Source organism: Streptomyces sp. NPDC049915 (genome assembly GCF_040656475.1).
In the GTDB taxonomy this organism is placed as follows: domain Bacteria; phylum Actinomycetota; class Actinomycetes; order Streptomycetales; family Streptomycetaceae; genus Streptomyces.
On sequence record NZ_JBFAMH010000003.1, the window covers coordinates 490,058 to 508,293 of the forward strand.

Consider the following 18,236-nt stretch of genomic DNA (forward strand, 5'->3'; position numbering starts at 1 on the left):
GATGAGCCTGTTCGGCGACGGCCTGGAAGCCGCGGTGCAGAAGGCGTTCACCCGCCCGGCGCCCAAGAGGCCGGGCGCGCAGATGCGGTACCTGGTCAAGCAGCTCAAAGGCACGAAGGCGGTAGCCCAGATGCTGCGGATCTCCCAGCGCACCGTCGAGCGGTACGTGAAGGACCAGATCAAAAAGCCCCGACCCGACCTCGCCAGGCGCCTGGAGCGCGAGGTGAAGGCCCGGTGGCAGCCGCAGATCCGGGCGAAGGCCAAGGCGAAGGCGGCGAGCACGGGCGGCATCGTCATCGACACCCGCGCCCGCATGGGCTACACCGCGCCGATCGGGTCGACGGACCAGGACCGCATCCGGCACCTGACCGTCGCCCTGCCGCCCCGCTACGCCGCCCGCCTTTTCGAAGCCCAAGAGGCCGGCGCCAGCGACGCCCGACTGCAGGAGATCGCCGCCGAAGCGCTCAAGGAGGTCTACTTCCAGGACGGCGGCCGCCGCGCCGGCAGCCTGGAAGAGGTCCGCTTCACGGACATCGAGCACCTCGAGTTCGACCTGTAGCAGCCGCGCCCCGAACAGCCTACGAGCCCCGGACCTGAGCGGAAGCACGATAGTTGTCACCAAGGCAGGCATGTTGTCACCAAGCTCCCGGCTGAGGCGCGCCTGGCTGAGCCGTGACACGCTGGTTGGAACCTGGTCACGAGAGTTGGAACCAGTTCGGCCGGCGCCGACCAGGCTCACCTCCGACCGGGGGGCGTGAGAACGGTGGAGGTCACTGGGTTCGACGGAGTCCGACGGCGGAAGCGATCGGGACGTGGCTCGCCCGGACGGTGAGCAGACCCCGGCTCCCGCCGCTGACGGCCGGCCGTCAGCGGCGGGTTTCGATCCGCAGGCCGCCCGTGGTCACCCGGCGGATGTGGTCGCTCGCCAGCAGGTCGTGCGGCTGGCCGAGCTCGATCGCGCTCGCTGCGTCCAGGCGGGTCACCTGGGCGGCCGTGAACTCGACCTCCAAGGCGCCCAGGTTCTCCTCCAGCTGGGCGGGAGTGCGGGCCCCGATCAGCGTGGTCGCCACGCCCGGGTTCTGCAGGGTCCAGGCCAGCGCGACCTGGGCCGGGGTGCGGCCCAGCTCGGCGGCGACCTCCCGGGCGACCCCGGCCACGGCCAGGTTGCGTTCGGTGAGCGTGCCCAGGGCGAGGTTGAGGCCCCTGCGGGTGCCGTCGCCGGTGCCGGCGCCCGTCGCGGTCACGTCGTCCCGGCTGTACTTGCCGCTGAGCACCCCGCCGCCCAGCGGTGAGTACGGGACCACGCCCAAGCCCAGTTCCTGGGCCATCGGGATCAGGTCGCGCTCCGCGGTGCGTTCGATCAGGCTGTACTCGAGCTGCAGCGCGACCAGCGGCGACCAGCCGCGCAGGTCGGCGATCGCCTGCATCCGGGACACCTGCCAGGCCGGGGTGTTGGAGATCGCCACGTACAGCACCTTGCCCTGCCGGACCAGGTCGTCCAGGCCGCGCAGGACCTCCTCGACCGGCGTCCGGAAGTCCCAGACGTGCAGGTACAGCAGGTCGATGTACTCGGTGGCCAGCCGCTGCAGGCTCCCCTCCACCGAGCCGAACAGGGCCTTGCGGTGACCGCCCCCGGAGTTGGGGTCGCCGGGGCGGCGCAGCGTCGAGTATTTGGTCGCCAGCACCAGGCGTTCGCGCTCCTCGCGGGCGAACTCGCCCAGCAGGCGCTCGGAGCTGCCGTCGGTGTAGGTGTCGGCGGTGTCGAGGAGGTTGCCGCCGAGCCCGACGTAGTGGTCGAACAGCTTGCGGGCCTCGGCCCGTTCGGCGCCCCAGCCCCACTCGGTGCCGAAGGTCGCCGTACCCAGGGCCAGCGGTGAGACCCGCAGTCCCGAGCGGCCCAGCAGCCGGTAGGCGTCGAGGGTCAGTGCCATCAGGTCCTCCTGTGCTCGTGGTCCGTTGCCGGGACCGAGTCTGTGGCGGCGGCGGCCCGGGGGTAAGGGACGGCACTTCCTGGGAAGACCGGTCCCACCCTGGCGGTTGGACCGGTCATGACGACCCGAACCCTGAACAGTGCCCAGGAGTTGGCCGCCTTCCTGCGGAGCAGGCGCGAAGGCCTCGACCCGGACCGGCTGGGCCTGCCGTCGCACCGGCGGCCCCGGCGGACGCCGGGGCTGCGCCGAGAGGAGGTCGCCGAACGGGCCGGGGTCAGCACCGACTACGTGGTCCGGCTGGAGCAGGGCCGCGGGCTCCGGCCCTCGGCAGAGGTGCTGGCGGCGCTGGCCCGTGCCCTGTGCCTGGATCCAGGCGAACGCGACTACCTGTTCGACCTGGCCGGACGTCGCCGCCCCGGCACCACCGGTGGGCCGGCCGCCGGTGCGGCGCCATCGCTGGCCCGCCTGGTCGGTGACCTGTCGCCGCTGCCGGCCATGCTGCTGGACCACCGCTACGACATCCTCGCCTGGAACCCCGAAATGGCCCGGCTGCTACCGGGCTTTGAGGCCGTGCCGCCGTCACGGCGCAACGCGATGTGGCTGTGCCTGCTGCACCCGGCGATGCGCGGCTTCTACGCCGACCGGGAACAGGTGCTGCGGGACGGGATCGCCCACCTGCGCGCGGCATGGGCCGCACACCCGGAGGACCGGGAACTGTCCGGCCTCATCGCCGAATTCGCCACGCAGGACGAGGACTTCGCCCGCTTGTGGTCGGAGCGGGAGGTCGCCGTCAACGGACGCGGCCGGAAGTTGCTGCGGCATCCGGTCGCCGGTGCGATCACCGTCGACTTCGAAGTCCTGCTGCCGCTCCAGGACCCGGAACTGCGCCTGCTGGTCTACCGCGCCGCGGACGAGGAGAGCCGCGCGTCTCTGGACCGGCTGTGCGCGCGGTGACTGGGCCAAGAAGACCGACAACTCACGGTTGGTTGCAAGAAGCGTGACCAATTGGTGCCAACAAGCGTGCCCCACGGACCAGGAACCACAGCTCACCGACCCTTACTGGTTCCACCTAACGTGTCCAGGCTCACTGGCTGAGTCGCCATGCAGCTCAGGCGACCGGCGGACAGCCGTAGCCGGTGACAACCACCGTGCTTCACCCGCACCGAAGTCGCAGGTCGTCAGGTGCCCCGGTGACAACTATCGTGCTTCGGCTCAAATCGGCGGGCCGTCGTACAGCGCTCTGTCGGCGGCCCGTTCCCGAATCCGCACCACGCATACGAGGCCGATGATGACCATATCTGATCCACTCCAGCGGCCGAAATGGGAGTCGGCCCATCTGGGTCGCCGAGAACATTCGCAGCATGTCCCCCCAGCAGCGCCTGGACACGATCCTGCGCGAGGAGAAGTTCCGGGCCTTCTCGCCCTTCGGAGCAGTGGAGCCCGGCAAGTCGGGCGTCCCATGTCTATATGGACTCTGACTCGGTGCCTTCGCCCCTGCCCACGCCCTGCGCAGTTCCTCGGCCAGTTCCGCGGGAGCGTCCTCGGCGATGTGGTGACCGCTCTCGATGCCCTTGGCAATCAGTTCGCCCGCGCTCCAGTTCTGCCAGATGGCTTTGATGTCCTGGTACAGCAGAGGTAGGTCGCTCTTTGTGCCCCACAGCGCGAGGGTGGGGCATTGCACGCGTCGTCCGGCTGCTCGGTCCTCGTCGTCGTGCCGGCGGTCGATGCCGAGTCCGGCCCGATAGTCCTCACACATGGCGTGGATGGTCCGCGGATCGCTGAGCGCGCGCTGGAGGTCCTCCCAGGATTCCTGGCCCATGTCCTCGGGGGTTTCTGGGTACCAGAGGCTGAGGTTGATACCGCTGACGGTTTCCGGACCCGGGCTGGGTTGGGCGCGGAAGAACCAGTGCCACCACCGGGTGGCGAAGTCGGCGTCGCAGCGGGCCCTGGCCCGCGCGTTCCTCGGCCGAGAGGGCCTCGACCCAGGGCCTGGTGTCGGCGAGCGTGGTCTCCCCGCCCGGCCCGTCGGCCGGCGTGACGCACCACAGCGCGATGTACCGCGGAGGGGCGACCGCAAAGTCGTATCCCTCCGAGTGCGGGGTCAGCGGGCGGGTGTTGCCCGCGTGGTAGACGTCGTCCATGCCGGGCTCTGGACGTACGTCGCCGACGACGGCGCCGGTGTAGTTGGGCACGAAGCGGCCCAGGTTCCGGCAGAACCTCACTGGGTCGAACGCCTCCGGCACGTTGCACATCAGGACGTAGCCCTGCTCGTCCATGAGCTGGTGGAAAGTCTTCATCAACAGCTCATCGGTCAACGGATCGCCGTTGAAATCGGCCTGAGAGAGAATGCTGAGAGGCGAGTGCGCCATTTATTCCTCCGACGGAAGTGGGCGGAAGTTTGCACCCATGCGCATCAGTGCAGGCGGCTATGAATTACGCACGGGTATTGCAGATGGCATGACGAAGTCGGGGCCCTCAAAGGGCCGAGGACTCGACGGCATAACCGGTGACGCGTCGTCACGATATTCAGGGCAGACAGAGGCATGTCAAGGGCCCGAATAATTTAACGTTCTGTATACACGCATGCCTGCGGCTTCAGTCACAGTCTGTAATTTTCGCTGTTCAGCGAGGGGTGAGATGTGATCGCTGGCGATTGCTGAAAGTAATTCTGTTTGCTCGTAAAGCTGCCGGGTACCCAGGAGCGGATCTTTGTGTCCGCATCCGCAGAGTCACACCGGAGGGCGTAGGGCGAGGCTGAAGACGGCTGAAGTCATGCTCCTTGATCGGGGCTTGAAGCGAGCTGTGAAGCGGCCACAGGTCTCCGGCATCCTGCGGCAGGAAAGGGTTGACGCAATTGAGCCAGATTCGTGCCGAGAAAGCCCAGAAAGATCGCTTAACTGTTCGCCGTCTTCTGTTCAGTGAAGGTGCGACCGCCCTGGGAGACGGACTTTGGTTCAGCATGTGGGCGGTCTACCTGACCTCCGTTCAGGGCGTCCCCGCCGCGACGATGGGCCTCGCGATGGGACTGGGCGGGGGGCTCGGCCTCCTGGCCGCCTTGCCCTTCGGCACGCTGACCGATCGTCTCGGCGCCCGCGAGACCCTCGTGGCTGTCACCGTTCTGCGCGCCGCTTCCTCACTCACTTTTCTGGCCACGCACACCTTCTGGCCACTCATGGCCGCTGCCACCCTGTTCACCTCGACGGAAACGGCCGCCAAAGGCAACAAGGTGGCGCTCGTGCACCTGATGGTGCCCGAACGGGACTGCTTGCCTGTCCTCGCCCGGGTCCGCGTCGTGCAGCACCTGCTTTACGCCGCCGGCGCGGGCGCCGCCGCCTGGGTGCTCGCGCGCCAGTCGGCCGCCCCTTACCACGCCGCCGTCATCGTCAACAGCTTCACCTTCGTCGTCTCGGCCGCGATCCTGGCCCGCCTCCCGCACGTCCCGCCGGTGCCCGCCGCAAGGCGTCAAGTCAGCACAGCGGCACTGCGCAACGTCCCCTTCACAGCGATCATGAGCAGTACCGCCCTCCTTGCCCTGTGCTGGGCACTTCTGTCCAGCGGCCTGCCTCTGTGGCTGAAGGAGGACACCATGGCACCGGTATGGATCGCCCCACTGTCTGTGCTGGTCAGCTCCCTCCTGATCGCCCTCTTCCAGGTACGCGTCACCCGCACCGGACAACGACTGTCCGGAGCCGTACGCTCCTCATGGCGCGCCAGCGTCGCGCTCGCGGGATGTTGCCTGGTTTTCGCGGCAGCCGCCTGGCCCACCAGCCCGGTGGTGGCCGCCATCGTCGTCCTCGCCGGACTGGGCCTGCACGTGATGGGGGAGCTGTACTACGTGGCAGCCCGGTGGGGACTGTCCATCAAGCTCATGACACACGGAGCCCAAGGCCAGTACCAAGCTGTCGCGGCCACTACGGAAGGCGCCGTGGTGGCGGTTGGGCCCGCGCTGGTCGTCACGCTGGTCAGCGGCGTCGGGGGGGCGGGCTGGGGCATCCTCGCACTGGTCTTTCTCACCTGCTCCCTACCGGTCGCGCCTCTCTGTCGACCGGCACTGCGCCGCACAGTCACCCGCCCGGTAAAGGAGAGTTCATCCGCCTGAGAAGTACGATCGGCGAGCAGGATGCTTGCTCGTTTCTTGCCTGCCGACAGGAGTGACTTTGAAGGTGAACCGCGATGCCGCTGGCCACCCTTCTCCGCCTGCCGCCTGCCGCCTGCCGCCTGCCGCCTGCCGCCTGCCGCCTGCTGACAGCCGCCTTGATACGTCTGAGCCACGTTGTGCAGTCGTCATGGCAGTGAGAGGCCTGGTAATGCTGTCGGCGTCGACCTCGGTGAGGATGTCGAATTCCGGACCCTGCTATAAAACGACTCGTGAGCCGAAGCACGGTAGTTGTTACGAAATTGTCCTTTCTTGACCGTCCTGTCGCAGTGCGGCCAGTAGGGTCCCGAGAGGCTACGGCTGATGGGCGGCTGGTCGCGCGCGAGTGAGTCCGCTCCACCGCTCCAGTTCGTCCGTGTGGCTGCCGACCGCTGTTGCCCGGGCGACCTCTTCGGCTTCCTACGGTGTCGGCTCACGATGGCGGGTGAGCAACTGCAGCGGCCAGGTCGGAGTGCCCGACTGCTCACCGTCGAAGGGGTGCCAGTCCCAGGCCGCATCGAACCGCCAGGCGCGCCCCTTCTGGTCAGCAACCTCATCACCCAGTTCAAGGAAGGCGTACGGACGGAAGAACAGCTCAATGCGTATTGGTTCGCCGCCGGCCGGATCGATCGTGTAGCCCTGGTCCTCAAGGGAAGGATCATGGGTCTCACCTTGCTGCAGGACCTCAAGGTAGGACGCGGGCCGGGGCAGCATGCCGGTGACCAGAGGCGGGTCGAAGCGGTGGACCGCCTGGACGTGCACCACGGTCGCGGGGATGCCCCCCAGGCAGGTATCGCCCGGCTTCAGTGAGCCGTTTCAGCGCGGCCACCGATCGGGTGATGCCAGTGTGGTGGAGGCGGGGCCGCAAGGCACGAGGCTCCCGTGCCGTTGAGGGAGATGTTCGAAGTCTCAACCCATCGGCTCAGGAGCCTCGTTGGTTCCCTGTCCTGCCGCACTCGAGCTGCCCCACGCCCTGGTCGAGTGGGTGACGATGCTCATCGTCGCCCGCGAGGGTGACCGAAGGTGCAAACTCCCGCCGCACCAGCGGGCGCTCGTCGCTCTCGTGTACTTGCGGCGCCACGACACCCTCGCCCGTATCGCGGCTGGCTTCGTGATATCCGTCGGCACCGCCCACGTCTACGTCACCGCCGTCACCGGGCTACTCGCGGCCCGCGCACCCGGCCTGCTGAAAACCCTGCGCGAGAACGACCCCGACTTCGTGCTGCTGGACGGGACCCTCGTCGAGTGCGACCGCGTCGGCGACAGCCGGGCGGACTACGCGGCCAAGCACCGCCGGCACGGAGTGAACATCCAGGTCGTCACCGATCCCGCTGGTGAGGTGCTGTGGATCTCGCCCGCGCTGCCGGGCCGCACCCATGACCTGACCGCGGCCCGTACTCACAAGATCATCCGAATCTGCGAGCGACAGGGTGTCCCGCTCCTCGCCGACCGCGCCTACCAGGACGCCGGCCTCTGGGTCGCCACAGGAGTCAAACGCCCACCCGGCCGCGAACTCTCCCTCACTCAGCGCACGGTCAACCGCGCTCTCGCCCAGGCCCGAGCGCCCGTCGAGCGCGGCATGGCACGGCTGAAGTCCTGGCAGATCTTACGCAGAGCCCGTATCAGCCCCAACCGCATGACCGCCATCACCAAGGCCGTCCTCATCCTGGAGAAGCGACGCTGAAAAGGCTCACTGAGCGACGAGTAAAAACCCCCGCTTGCCGTGGACTGCCTCAGCGGGGTTCTGGGAAGCCGGGCAGTTCCAGCGGCATGGGAGTCCACCCGTTACGGGGTGCGGTGTTTTGCAGCAGGAGCCGGAAGCATTCGCCGTCGACGGGCCGGACGGTGACCTCGCGACCGTCGCCGCGCCCGGTCCCCAGGGCGGCCAGCGCCTGCCGGCCGTCTTCCTCGTCGACGGTGATGTGGGGGTGGTAGGAACGCACGGGGCTCAGGTCCAGATGCCGTCCGGCGACAGTGATCACGCACGTAGGGGTCCCATTTTGGATCGCATGGGGCTCACCGCTGAGCAGGACCCGCAGGGCGGGGGGAGTCCTGCCCGGTCAGGGTGAAGCGGGCCCGGGGCAGGAACGGGGAGATCACGCAGTGTCCCTGGATGAGCAGGCGCGCCATGAGCAGAGTGATCGGGTCCGTCGGGGTGAGCTCCCCCGGAACGGGGAAGTACTGCTCGCAGTGGCGCTGCACCACCTCCAGGTCCTGCAGCAACTCGGCCAACTGGGCCGCCTTCTTGCGCGCGGCCTCGGGGCGCGGCGGCAGCTCGACGCCTCCGATGGCCCCGGCGCTCGCCCGGACATCGAAGGCGCCGCCGGCCGCGATGCGCTCATAGATCTCCTCGACGGCGAGCAAGTCACCGCCTGCTACCCGGGGACGCTGTCGCATGTGGGGCGCGGCAGTGTCGGCTGGTCGGTCAGGGTAGAACTGGCGGGCAGCAGCATGCAGCTAATGATCCCTGCGGCTTCCGGTACTCCGGCCACGCTCCAGTTCACGCTCTCGCTGGAGATGCTGGAGCCGTTGGCGGCGCTGCAACTGCTGCGAGCGGCGCTCAGCAGTTGCCCTACTTTCTTGATCGTGGGTTCGAACTGATCATTCGTAAGATCAGCGGGACCCAGGGGCTCTGGGTATGGCTGTCAAGCGGTTAGCCGTCCGATGGCTGGAAAGGCTTGGCCGCCCGGAGCCCCGCGACGACTCGACCGCCAATTGGGAGATGCGACTCGATCGCTGTGTAGGGCAACGTCGGCGAGGTCGTCTGCTGGGCTGTGAGAGCGCGACGAGCTGGCGGAGGTGACCGTGCCCCGGATATGGGCCGGAGTGGACATCGGCAAGGAACACCACCACTGTGTGGTGATCAACACGGACGGCGAACGGCTTCTGTCCCGCCGGGTCCTGAACGACGAATCGGCCCTGTTGGAACTGATCGGAGACGTCCTGGCCCTCGACGACGACGTGCTGTGGGCGGTCGACCTCAACCACGGTGGCGCTGCCCTGCTGATCGGCTTGCTGCTCGGCCACGGCCAGCCGATGGTCTATATCACCGGCCTGACCGTGCACCGGGCCTCGGCGTCCTACCGGGGCGAGGGCAAGACGGACGCCAAGGACGCCTTCGTCATCGCCGACCAGGCCCGCATGCGCCGTGACCTGGGCCTGCTGCGGCCCGGCGACGAGATCGCCGTCGACCTGCGCACCCTGACCACCCGCCGCACCGATCTGGTCTGCGACCGGACCCGACAGATCAACCGGCTCCGAGCCCAACTGCTGGAGATTTGCCCGGCGTTGGAGCGCGTCCTGGACCTGACGAACAAGGGCCCGGTCATGCTGCTGACGGGTTACCAGACCCCGGCGGTGATCCGCCGCAGCGGAGCCAGGCGCATCGAGACGTGGCTGCGCAACCGCAAGGTCCGTGGTGCTGCCGCGCTTGCCAAGACGGTTACAGAGGCCGCAGAGGCTCAGCACACGGCTTTGCTCGGCGAGCAGCTGGCCGCCGCCATGGTCGTGCGGCTGGCGAAGGGGGTCATGGCCCTCGACGAGGAGATCGCTGAAGTCGACGCCCTCATCGAGGCCCGGTTTCGCGAGCACCCGCATGCCGAGGTGATCCTGAGCCTGCCCGGCATGGGCAAGCAGACGGGGGCCGTGTTCATCGCCGCCACCGGCGGCGACATGGACGCCTTCGGCAGCGCCGACCGACTCGCCGGATACGCCGGCTTGGCCCCGGCCCCACGCGACTCTGGCCGCGTCAGCGGCAACCTCCGCAGGCCACGCCGGTTCCACCGCGGCCTGCTCAATGCGATGTACCTGTCGGCCTTGTCGAGCCTGAAGAGTTGCCCGGCCTCGAAGGCGTACTACCAACGCAAACGCGCCGAGGGGAAGGGCCACAAGCAGGCGCTGCTGGCACTCGCGCGCCGTCGCGTCAACGTCCTGTGGGCCCTGATCCGCGACGGAGCGTGCTACCAAGCCACACCGCCTGTCACAGCAGCGGCTTGACTTCAGCATTGGGAAGCCTTTCAGCTCTCCTTCGCCAGCCTCGCCTCTTGCATAGGCGTGGCTGCCACGCCCACGTGGCGCCGACTCGTGCGTGAGGCGATAAAGCTTGCGCGTGGGCAGTTGGCCGATGCGCTTGGGGTCCGTCCGTCGATGGTTGGCGACTGGGAGGCAGGCGCCGATCCGAGTGGAGAGGTACGTGAACGTTACGCGTGCCTCCTGACAGCGGCGCTGGCCACCATGCCCTTCTTGGATAGCGCCGCGGTCGGCAACGCAGCCGTGGCTGAGCGGATCCAAGATGGAAACCGACTGCTCCGTCCATGAGGCCGCAACGAAGGAGGCCAGTCGGCGAGGAACTTCAGGGCTTGCCCGTGACCGGAGGGCCGTCGGGGGTGCTGAGGCTGGGGCCGGCCGCGGCGGTGGTGCGGCCGGACCGTAGGTGTGCCCAGTGAGGCACACGTTTATCCTCCCTGCCCAGACGATGGCTGGATTGTGCTCGTGCGTCGGTGGCCGCTGTTGTGCAACGGGCTCTAACCTGCCAGGGATTTGAGGGCTGATTGCGCTGCCCGCCGGTCACGCCCTGGATCGGTAGGTGCCTGGTGGAGGGGTATATTCCGTCACCAGATGACCCGACTGATTCATACGTCACTTCATTTCATTGTCGCTCGTCTCGAACAGGTGCTCTATCACGTCACGCGGTCAAGGTTGCTCGGCAAGGCGGGGTGTTTCCGCCAATCAGTGCTGGCGATCTTGGCCGAGATGGATCGATAAGGCGACAATCACACAAGGGTCTGCCTGGAGGCGGAGAACCACTGCCGAGGGACGTCCCCCGCATCCGAGCGGGTGCGGAGGCAGCATCGAGGAGGGGCCTGTGCAGGGGTACTTCACCAAGCAGTGGCATGAGGATCTGCGACAGCGTGTGCGTGAGTTCGCCGAGCGTGAGGTGCGGCCGCGCATACCGGAGATGGAGGCGACTCGGGGCGTGGCGCATGAGTTGTCCCGGCTGATCGCGCGGCAGGGCTGGATCGGCGTCACGATCGACCGGGCGTACGGAGGCATGGGGGCCGGGCACCTGGCCAAGACGATCATCATCGAGGAACTGTCCCGGGTCTGCGGGGCGATGGGCGCGATGGTGCAGGCCTCGCAGCTCGGTGTGGCCAAGGTCATTCATTTCGGCAACGATGTCCAGAAGAGAAAGTGGCTTCCGCGGATCGCTGCGGGGGACTGCCTGCCGACGATCGCGACCACGGAGGAAGGGTCGGGCGGCCACGTCCTGGGCATGGTCACCACCGCGGTACGCGACGGTGACGAGTACATCCTCAACGGCCACAAGGTCTTCGTCGGGAACTCCCACGTCGGCGACGTGCACGGCGTGGTGGCCCGGACCGGTGAAGGGTCAAAAGGCCTGTCCGCGTTCCTCGTCGAGAAGGACCGTCCTGGCCTCACCCTGGCCGTGCACCAGCCCGCCATGGGACTGCACGGCTTTTCCTTCGGCAAGCTGATCTTCGACAACTGCCGGGTGCCTGCTGCGAATCTCCTCGGGGCCGAGGGCGAGGGCCTGGCCGTGGCCTACTCGTCCAGCGTGCTCTACGGCAGGCCCAATCTGACAGCGGTCTCCCTCGGCATCCACCGGGCCGTCGTCGAGGAGACGACCGCCCTGTGCATCGAGCGCGAGCGCTACGGCCAACCGCTCGGCGAGCTGAACAGCATCAAACTCAGGCTCGGTGCGATGCAGCAACGCCTGATGACCGCCCGGCTCGCCGCGTACCACGCCGTGCACCTCCTGGACCAGGGCAAGCCCTGCGACGCGGAGCTCATGAACGCCAAGTACCTCAACGTCGAAGCGGCCATCGAGTCGGCCGAAGACTCCATGAAGATCCACGCCGGGAGCGGCCTGTTCACCGACCGCCCCGTGGAGCGCTATCTGCGCGATGCGCAGCACATCTACGCGCCGGCTGGCACGTCCGAGATTCAGCTGCTGCGCCTGGGCGAGTTCGCGCTGGGTAGGGCCAAAGGCCAGTGGTCGGAGCGCCTCGCCGACGTGGTGAGGCTCCGGCAGAGGGATCAGCTGGACGACGAGCGGCTGGAGCCGGCTGCCGTGTAAACACGGGGAGCCGCGGACACAGCGTCGTGCCCGCGGCTCCCCGCCTCGTGCCTTCGTGGGCCCTCTCCCGCCACCGTGGGCATTGGTGGCGTCAGAGTCCGCCCTGATCCTCTATCTGGTGCAGCCGGTCGACCATCCGCTGTGCCATCGACTTGATGGTTTCCAGGCCCTGCCGGCCCCAGGGGGTGATGTCAGGGGCGATCGCGCAGACCGTTCCCAGAGCGATGCCCGTGTTCCAGTCGATCAGTGGCGCGCCGATGTACGAGCGGATGCCGATCTGGTTGATGACCGGGTTCCCGGCGAACCTGGGGTAGTCGCAGACGTCTTCGAGCACCAGCGCCTTCTTGCGCACGACGACGTGCGGGCACCAACCGTGGTCTTTGGCCATCACTCGGCCGGTGCTGGCCTGTTGCGGCGCCAGGTCGACGCTCGGCTGCCCGTCCGCGGGGGTGAACAGACCGGCGAAGTACTGCTGGTTCTCGTCGATGAAGTTCACCATCGCGTAAGGAGCGCCTACGCTGCGGGCCAGATCGCGGGCGAACTGGTCGAACTCCGGAACGGGGAGATTGCCGACACCGATCTGGCGCAATCGGGCTACGCGAGCGGGTGCGTCCGGGTCGTCGGGCGTCACCAGCCGGGGGGCTGACGGGTCGTTGAGCGGTGTGTAGGGGACAGGCGCGGACATAGAAGGCTCCATTCGGTGGCGCTGGCCGGGGCGTCAGTGCAGCAGGGTCGGCTCCGCGGACGGCGTGCCGGGAGCGGGGGCAAGCAGGTACTCAAGGAGCGCGATGAGTACCTGGGTGCCGGAGGCGCCCAGACGCGCGTCGCACAGCACGATGGGTACCTCGGGCTTGAGGTCTATGGCGGCGCGGATCTCTTCCGGTGTGTAGTGGTAGGCGCCGTCGAACTGGTTGACGGCTACCACGAAGCTGATGCCGCGCCGCTCGAAGAAGTCGACGGCAGCAAAGCACTGGTCCAGCCGGCGGGTGTCGGCGAGGACGACCGCGCCCAGCGCTCCGTTGGACAGTTCGTCCCACATGAACCAGAACCGTTCCTGCCCCGGCGTACCGAAGAGGTACAGAACGTGGTCCCGGCTGAGGGTGATACGGCCGAAGTCCATCGCCACGGTGGTGGTCGTCTTGTCCTCGATGCCCACCAGGCTGTCCGTGCGGGCGCTGACCTGAGTCAGCAGCTCCTCGGTGCTCAGCGGTGCTATCTCGCTGACCGAGCCGACGAAGGTGGTCTTGCCTACGCCGAATCCGCCGGCGATGAGGATCTTAACGGCAGTGGGAAAGGGGTCAGATCCGCTTACGAAGGCCATCTAGCACCGCCTCCAGGAGGGCTCGGTCGGTCGGGGAGGCCGCCTCGATGGGGCGGGGCGCCTGGGTAACGAGCGCTTCATGCCCCAGCAGGTCGGACAGCAGGACTTTGGTGATCGTGGCCGGCAGCCGTAGCCGCGCGGCGATCTCGGCGACAGAGACGGGGCGGTGCTCGCACAGGGTGAGGACCTGGTCGTGCTCGGCACCGAGGTATGCCTTGGGCCGGGTGCCCGTCGCCATCACGAGACTGAGAAGGTCGAAATGGATGGCGGGCTGGGTGCGGCCGTTGCTGACGGTGTAGGGCCGCACTAAGCGTCCGGCCTCATCGTCCAGCCACATCCCTTCCTGCGCGTCCGTCATCCTCAATGCCCCATCGCGCCCGGCGACGCCGGTGCCTCGTGCCTGGCAGGCGTAGCGAGATAGGCCCTGACGCTCTTGATCAGCATCGCCATCTCGTAACCGAGCACGGCCGCATCAGCTTCCCGGTCGGCCAGAACCGCCAGGCAGGTCCCAGAGCCTGCCGCGGTCACGAAGAGAAGGACCGTGTCGAGCTCCACAACGACCTGCCGCACATCGTCGCCGCCGGCGAAGCGGACCCCCAGACTGCGGGCGAGCGAGTGCATTCCGGACGCCAGAGCCGCCATGTGGTCGGCTTCATCGTTTGTCAGCCCTTCGGAAGCTTTCCTGATTCCGTCGGCAGACAGCAGAAGTGCGCTGCGGGTATGCGGGACCCTCTGGACGAGGCCCTGCAAGAGCCAGTCGAGGTCCTGGTTTCGACCAGTACGCGTGTCGCTCACCATGGTGCGTCTTTCTCCTCGGGGGTGAGTGCGAGATCTGCAGTTAGCGAGAGTCGTCAGCGGGGCTGTCGACGGATATCTCCTCTGCGAGGCGGTGTCCTCGCTGGAAGGCCGCCATCAGTCCCGGATCATGCTCGCCCTGGGACATGCCCCCCGACATCCGCGTGGTGGGCGCTTCCTTCAGCTCTGGCACGAGGTGCTCTTGTGCCCGGCGCTGCGGCAGCTGCGGCTTCCCGGAACGGGAATCTCCATCGAAGCGTCCGGGACCCTGGGGCGCTGGGTGTCGGACGGGGGCCGTGGGCTGCGGACTGGGCTGCGGAGCGTGCTGCGGTGGGGCGGGGGTCGGGGCGCCCATCGGCTGCGTCTGCGGTATCGGCTGTGGCTGAGTAACCGGCTGGGCGGTGTCCAGCGCCGGGGGGACGTATCGCCCCACGGGCTCCACCGGAAGAGGAGGATGCTGAGACACCGCATGCTGTGCCGGCTGGGGCACCTCGGCAGCGGCCTGCGACGGCGACTGGTCGCTCTCGTCACCGATGAGCGTGTGCGGCAGGATCAGGACTGCCTGGATGCCACCGTAGATGTTGCTCTGAAGCCGCACCACGATGTTGTGGCGCCGCGCGAGCTCGGAGACTACATACAGGCCGATACGGCCGTCCGCGAGCAGCTTGCCCAGGTCGATGCGGTCAGGCTGGGAGAGCAGCGAATTGAGCCGGGCCAGCTCTTCCGGGAGAATGCCAAGGCCACGGTCCTCGACTTCGACGGCCAGGCCGGCCGTCACCCGCTGGGCGCGCAGCAGTACTTGGCTGCCGGGGTCGGAGAACGAGGTGGCGTTCTCCACCAGCTCGGCCAGCAGGTGGACGACGTCGGCGACCGCGTGGCCGCGCAGCGATCCTTCGATCGGCGGCACCAGCATGACACGGGGGTATTGCTCAACTTCGGCGATCGAAGAGCGGAGCACCTCCATCAGGGACACAGGGCGAGTCCACTGGCGACGCGACACCGACCCGCCGAGGACCGCGACGTTCTCCGCGTGCCGGCGGATACGAGTGGCCAAGTGGTCGACGTTGAAGAGGCCCTTGAGCAGCTCAGGGTCCTCCACCTCATTCTCCAGCCGGTCCAGCATGGTGATCTGGCGGTGGATAAGGGACTGAAGGCGCCGGGCGAGGTTGACGAAGACCTCGACACGTTCCTCGCTGCCCGGCGCACCGCCCTGCGCGAGCTGCGCCGACCGGGCGATAGCGGCTTTCGCTTCGAACTGCAGGCGGGCAACGGCGTACGCGAGACGGCCGAAGCTGTCGGTCTGGGCGGGGGCCTGCGGCGTGAACTGGGGCAGCGGCACCCGCATGCCCCGCTCCAGCGCGACCACCGTGTCCTGAAGATCGTTCTGGCCTGCGGCGACGGTGCTCAGCAGCGAGACGTAGCGCCCGGCCGCCCGACGGGCCTCGGCCGTGGCGGTGCGCGCGGCGACGAGCAGCACCGCGGCACCCAGAACGACAGCAGCAGTGAGGACACCCCAAGTGGCGGCGGCGACTGAACCGGACTGGGCGGACAGAACGAAAACGACCAGCGCGGCCGCGAGCAGTGCCATGAAGGCCGCAGGAAGGACCGTAAGGCGAAGCATCCGGGAGCGCGTGGCGGGATCTGGCGCCTGATTCCGCGCCGGCGGCTTACCGTGCCTGGTTCGCGCCGAACCCGCAGCGGTCGGCCGACCGGTTCCCGAGGGCGCTGCATATGTCGGTGGTTCAGACATGAGAGTCCTCTCGATCAGCCTGGTGGTGCCCAGCAACACGCCACCGAGAAACCGTCAACTCAAGGTAGCGACCGGGCAGTTAATAGCTCGGCCACCCTACGCCAACCTCATGCCATTGCAGTAATCACATCGCGACCCTAATCACTGCAAAAGGGGCGGATTGATTTTTGGAGGAATCGTGACCCGCAGCCGGTCCGGAGACAGTCACGGCCCGGTACCCAGCCAGGTCCTCGCTGACCTGGCGTAGCCCAGCGCGGCACGGACAGCTGGTGTTCACTCGCAGCGCTCCAGCCGGGCCAGGGCGACGTCCACCAGCCCCCGCTGTCACGCCCTGGGCAGCCGCGCCGCCTGCTGCCCGGACAGCTCGCCGTGGAAACCGGCGCATGACCTCGGGGTTTTCGGGCCCGATCGGGTCGTAGGAAGGGCAAGGCCCGCACGGGCCTGCCGAGAGCGGCGGGGCGGGGCGTCGGCGGCTGCAAGGCCGGGCCCTTCAGGCCATAGTCGCCGCTGCGCCTGCCGCTCAGGACTCGCTGTCCGCGTACTCGTGTGAGTGGCCCTGGCAAGATTTCCGTGAAGCTCGGGTCTGCCACCGTGCGACGGTGACGCTCCGTCATGGGTAGCGGCACTGTCAGCGAGCGTGATGACTTCGTACGGATCGCGCCTCCGCACCTCGACGCGGTGCGGGTGGAACGAGTGTGGGTGGCGGGCGGCGTGGTCCGCATCGCGGCCCGAACCCGCGAGGCAGAGCGCGAGTTTCGGCTACGACACCGCGAGGCCCCGATCACACACGGTCCTGCACGACCCGACCGGACTGATCGAGCGGCCCAACCTCCCCTCGACCGCCCCCCTACGAGGCGCTTGTCACCGCCGTCCTTGCATGGCAGAACCCGAACCTTGCTCGCGCGTCCTGAAGCAGCTCGCGCTGCAACTGACCGGCCCCGCCACCGCGGTGGCCGCCGACGTCAAGCGCCACGCCGCACAGCTTTCTCCCGACAGCGGCCCGAGGGCCCTCGCCGAAGTCGTCCTGGCCGAAGCCGAACGACGGCTGTCGGCCCCGCCTCAGGCCACCGTGCACAGCGTCCAGCACCGCGCCCGGCTGGTGCGCGCCCTGTACGAACGCCTCGACCGCATCCAGGCAGCCGCGCCCGCCACCGTCGCCGGCACCTGTTGAATTCGGGTCGCACTTGGGCGCGACCACGGATTCCCGTGTGCGCGACGCCACCACTGCCCTGGAGCTGGTGGAGGCCGAGTCGGAGCAGCACGCCGACCGTCGTGCACCCGCGTTCCCTCACGGGCGGGCGGAACGAGACCCTGCACGTCCACGGCAAGGACGAAATTGGCTCCCGCTCGCAAACCCTGTGGTGTGTTGCGCGTGTCCTGGTCGCCGAACAGCACCAGATCCGACACCAACGTCATCCCACACCCGCCCCGCCGTCGGTTCGCAGCCTGGGCGCTCACGGAACCCGCCGCTTCCTTCACCAACGCCACCAGCGGCCCCCCAATGTCAGACAGCTTCGGTGGCGAACATTCGGCGGAAGTCGTGCGGGGTGTAGCGCAAGGGCTCGCCGGAGGCGTCGCGGTGGCCGGTGGCCGGTGGCCGGTGGCCGCGAGGGTGCGGTCGAGGAGGCGTTTGATGCTGGTCTCGTTCAGGACATGTGCCCGCCAGTAGGGCCGGCGCTGGAAGAGGTGGGGGAGTTGCGGGCCGGTGACGCGCTCGTGGTGGTCGTAGCGGGCGCCGGTCACGCGTGATCGGTGAGGACCACCCGGAAAACAGTCGGCGGCAAGGAGGCCATGACTCGCCGCCGCCTGGTGCGGAAGAAGGGCGCGGAACTGCTTGATCACCATCGACGAGCCTCACGGCCGATCCAGGCCTTCGTTCCGGGCCGGATGCTGGCGTGTTTTCGCTGGCGGCTTCCGTCATGCCGTTATAGCGTTGTGATCAGCAGTCGTGGTTCCGAAGTTCCGTTCGCCCGTGATCGCCATCACGGGCGTTCTTGCTGTTTAGCGCCTCTCCGGACCAGGGCGATCACCTCCCGGTCGCGCAGGGTGCGTGCCCGGTTTCCCTCAAAGGAGACAGTCATGGCCAAGGGCACAGTGAAGTGGTTCAACAGTGAGAAGGGCTTCGGCTTCATCGAGCAGGAGGGCGGCGGCCCCGACGTCTTCGCCCACTACTCCAACATCGCCAGCCAGGGCTACCGCGAGCTGCA

General features: G+C 68.0%; 20 protein-coding genes. 10 read left to right on the top strand and 10 right to left on the bottom strand.

Annotation, left to right across the window (positions count from 1 at the left end; all coding sequences use genetic code 11):
- Nucleotide 1 precedes the first annotated feature (1 nt).
- The gene (locus tag AB0J12_RS07225; protein WP_363263183.1) at nt 2-559 is read left to right on the top strand and encodes an XRE family transcriptional regulator; all 558 of its coding nucleotides are present in this window, start codon (nt 2-4) and stop codon (nt 557-559) included.
- A gap of 307 nt (nt 560-866) precedes the next feature.
- On the opposite strand, the gene AB0J12_RS07230 is transcribed toward AB0J12_RS07225, so the two are convergent.
- Complete coding sequence (locus AB0J12_RS07230; RefSeq protein ID WP_363263184.1) at nt 867-1,931, bottom strand: aldo/keto reductase; 1,065 nt, start codon at nt 1,929-1,931, stop codon at nt 867-869.
- A 117-nt stretch (nt 1,932-2,048) separates the two neighbouring features.
- Here AB0J12_RS07230 and AB0J12_RS07235 point away from each other — a divergent pair, with 117 nt between their 5' ends.
- Nucleotides 2,049-2,885, top strand: coding sequence for a helix-turn-helix transcriptional regulator (locus AB0J12_RS07235; RefSeq protein ID WP_363263186.1), 837 nt, complete (start codon nt 2,049-2,051; stop codon nt 2,883-2,885).
- 794 nt (nt 2,886-3,679) lie between these two features.
- Here AB0J12_RS07235 and AB0J12_RS07240 read toward each other — a convergent pair.
- Nucleotides 3,680-4,300 carry a TauD/TfdA family dioxygenase gene (locus tag AB0J12_RS07240; protein ID WP_363263187.1) on the bottom strand — a complete coding sequence of 207 codons (621 nt, stop codon included), beginning with the start codon at nt 4,298-4,300 and terminating at the stop codon, nt 3,680-3,682.
- Between the two features lie 485 nt (nt 4,301-4,785).
- Here AB0J12_RS07240 and AB0J12_RS07245 point away from each other — a divergent pair, with 485 nt between their 5' ends.
- Complete coding sequence (locus AB0J12_RS07245) at nt 4,786-6,030, top strand: MFS transporter (protein WP_363263188.1); 1,245 nt, start codon at nt 4,786-4,788, stop codon at nt 6,028-6,030.
- Between the two features lie 456 nt (nt 6,031-6,486).
- Here the strand turns inward: AB0J12_RS07245 and AB0J12_RS07250 are convergent, their stop codons facing one another.
- Entirely contained in the window at nt 6,487-6,831 is a 345-nt protein-coding gene (locus AB0J12_RS07250) for a hypothetical protein (RefSeq protein WP_363263189.1), read from the bottom strand.
- Between the two features lie 169 nt (nt 6,832-7,000).
- Between AB0J12_RS07250 and AB0J12_RS07255 the strand changes: the two genes are divergently transcribed.
- Complete coding sequence (locus tag AB0J12_RS07255; protein WP_363263190.1) at nt 7,001-7,750, top strand: transposase family protein; 750 nt, start codon at nt 7,001-7,003, stop codon at nt 7,748-7,750.
- A gap of 49 nt (nt 7,751-7,799) precedes the next feature.
- Here the strand turns inward: AB0J12_RS07255 and AB0J12_RS07260 are convergent, their stop codons facing one another.
- On the bottom strand, nt 7,800-8,048 hold the full coding sequence (locus tag AB0J12_RS07260; protein WP_363263191.1) for a hypothetical protein: 249 nt from the start codon (nt 8,046-8,048) through the stop codon (nt 7,800-7,802).
- Between the two features lie 34 nt (nt 8,049-8,082).
- On the bottom strand, nt 8,083-8,463 hold the full coding sequence (locus AB0J12_RS07265) for a hypothetical protein (protein ID WP_363263192.1): 381 nt from the start codon (nt 8,461-8,463) through the stop codon (nt 8,083-8,085).
- Between AB0J12_RS07265 and AB0J12_RS07270 the strand changes: the two genes are divergently transcribed.
- The 4 genes from AB0J12_RS07270 to AB0J12_RS07285 all read left to right on the top strand — a co-directional run bounded on the left by AB0J12_RS07270 (nt 8,464) and on the right by AB0J12_RS07285 (nt 12,163).
- Entirely contained in the window at nt 8,464-8,667 is a 204-nt protein-coding gene (locus AB0J12_RS07270) for a hypothetical protein (protein ID WP_363263193.1), read from the top strand. It abuts the gene before it with no gap.
- A gap of 198 nt (nt 8,668-8,865) precedes the next feature.
- The gene (locus AB0J12_RS07275; protein WP_363263194.1) at nt 8,866-10,062 is read left to right on the top strand and encodes an IS110 family transposase; all 1,197 of its coding nucleotides are present in this window, start codon (nt 8,866-8,868) and stop codon (nt 10,060-10,062) included.
- 87 nt (nt 10,063-10,149) lie between these two features.
- Nucleotides 10,150-10,383 carry a helix-turn-helix transcriptional regulator gene (locus AB0J12_RS07280; protein WP_363263195.1) on the top strand — a complete coding sequence of 78 codons (234 nt, stop codon included), beginning with the start codon at nt 10,150-10,152 and terminating at the stop codon, nt 10,381-10,383.
- Nucleotides 10,384-10,930: 547 nt separating this feature from the next.
- Nucleotides 10,931-12,163, top strand: a complete 1,233-nt coding sequence (locus tag AB0J12_RS07285) for an acyl-CoA dehydrogenase family protein (protein WP_363263196.1) — start codon at nt 10,931-10,933, stop codon at nt 12,161-12,163.
- Nucleotides 12,164-12,254: 91 nt separating this feature from the next.
- Here the strand turns inward: AB0J12_RS07285 and AB0J12_RS07290 are convergent, their stop codons facing one another.
- Genes AB0J12_RS07290 through AB0J12_RS07310 form a run of 5 tightly spaced genes read right to left on the bottom strand, consistent with a single transcriptional unit; the run spans nt 12,255 to nt 15,867 of the window.
- On the bottom strand, nt 12,255-12,848 hold the full coding sequence (locus tag AB0J12_RS07290) for a GAF domain-containing protein (protein WP_363263197.1): 594 nt from the start codon (nt 12,846-12,848) through the stop codon (nt 12,255-12,257).
- A gap of 33 nt (nt 12,849-12,881) precedes the next feature.
- Nucleotides 12,882-13,484, bottom strand: coding sequence for an ATP/GTP-binding protein (locus tag AB0J12_RS07295; RefSeq protein ID WP_363263199.1), 603 nt, complete (start codon nt 13,482-13,484; stop codon nt 12,882-12,884).
- Nucleotides 13,462-13,842 carry a DUF742 domain-containing protein gene (locus AB0J12_RS07300; RefSeq protein ID WP_363263200.1) on the bottom strand — a complete coding sequence of 127 codons (381 nt, stop codon included), beginning with the start codon at nt 13,840-13,842 and terminating at the stop codon, nt 13,462-13,464. The genes AB0J12_RS07295 and AB0J12_RS07300 overlap by 23 nt, the downstream gene beginning before the upstream one ends.
- A 2-nt stretch (nt 13,843-13,844) precedes the next feature.
- On the bottom strand, nt 13,845-14,282 hold the full coding sequence (locus AB0J12_RS07305; RefSeq protein ID WP_363263201.1) for a roadblock/LC7 domain-containing protein: 438 nt from the start codon (nt 14,280-14,282) through the stop codon (nt 13,845-13,847).
- Nucleotides 14,283-14,322: 40 nt separating this feature from the next.
- Nucleotides 14,323-15,867, bottom strand: coding sequence for an ATP-binding protein (locus AB0J12_RS07310; RefSeq protein ID WP_363263202.1), 1,545 nt, complete (start codon nt 15,865-15,867; stop codon nt 14,323-14,325).
- 1,039 nt (nt 15,868-16,906) lie between these two features.
- Here AB0J12_RS07310 and AB0J12_RS07315 point away from each other — a divergent pair.
- Nucleotides 16,907-17,200 carry a restriction endonuclease gene (locus tag AB0J12_RS07315; protein ID WP_363263203.1) on the top strand — a complete coding sequence of 98 codons (294 nt, stop codon included), beginning with the start codon at nt 16,907-16,909 and terminating at the stop codon, nt 17,198-17,200.
- A 908-nt stretch (nt 17,201-18,108) separates the two neighbouring features.
- A partial coding sequence (locus tag AB0J12_RS07320) for a cold shock domain-containing protein (RefSeq protein WP_363263234.1) occupies nt 18,109-18,236 on the top strand: 128 nt, incomplete at its 3' end.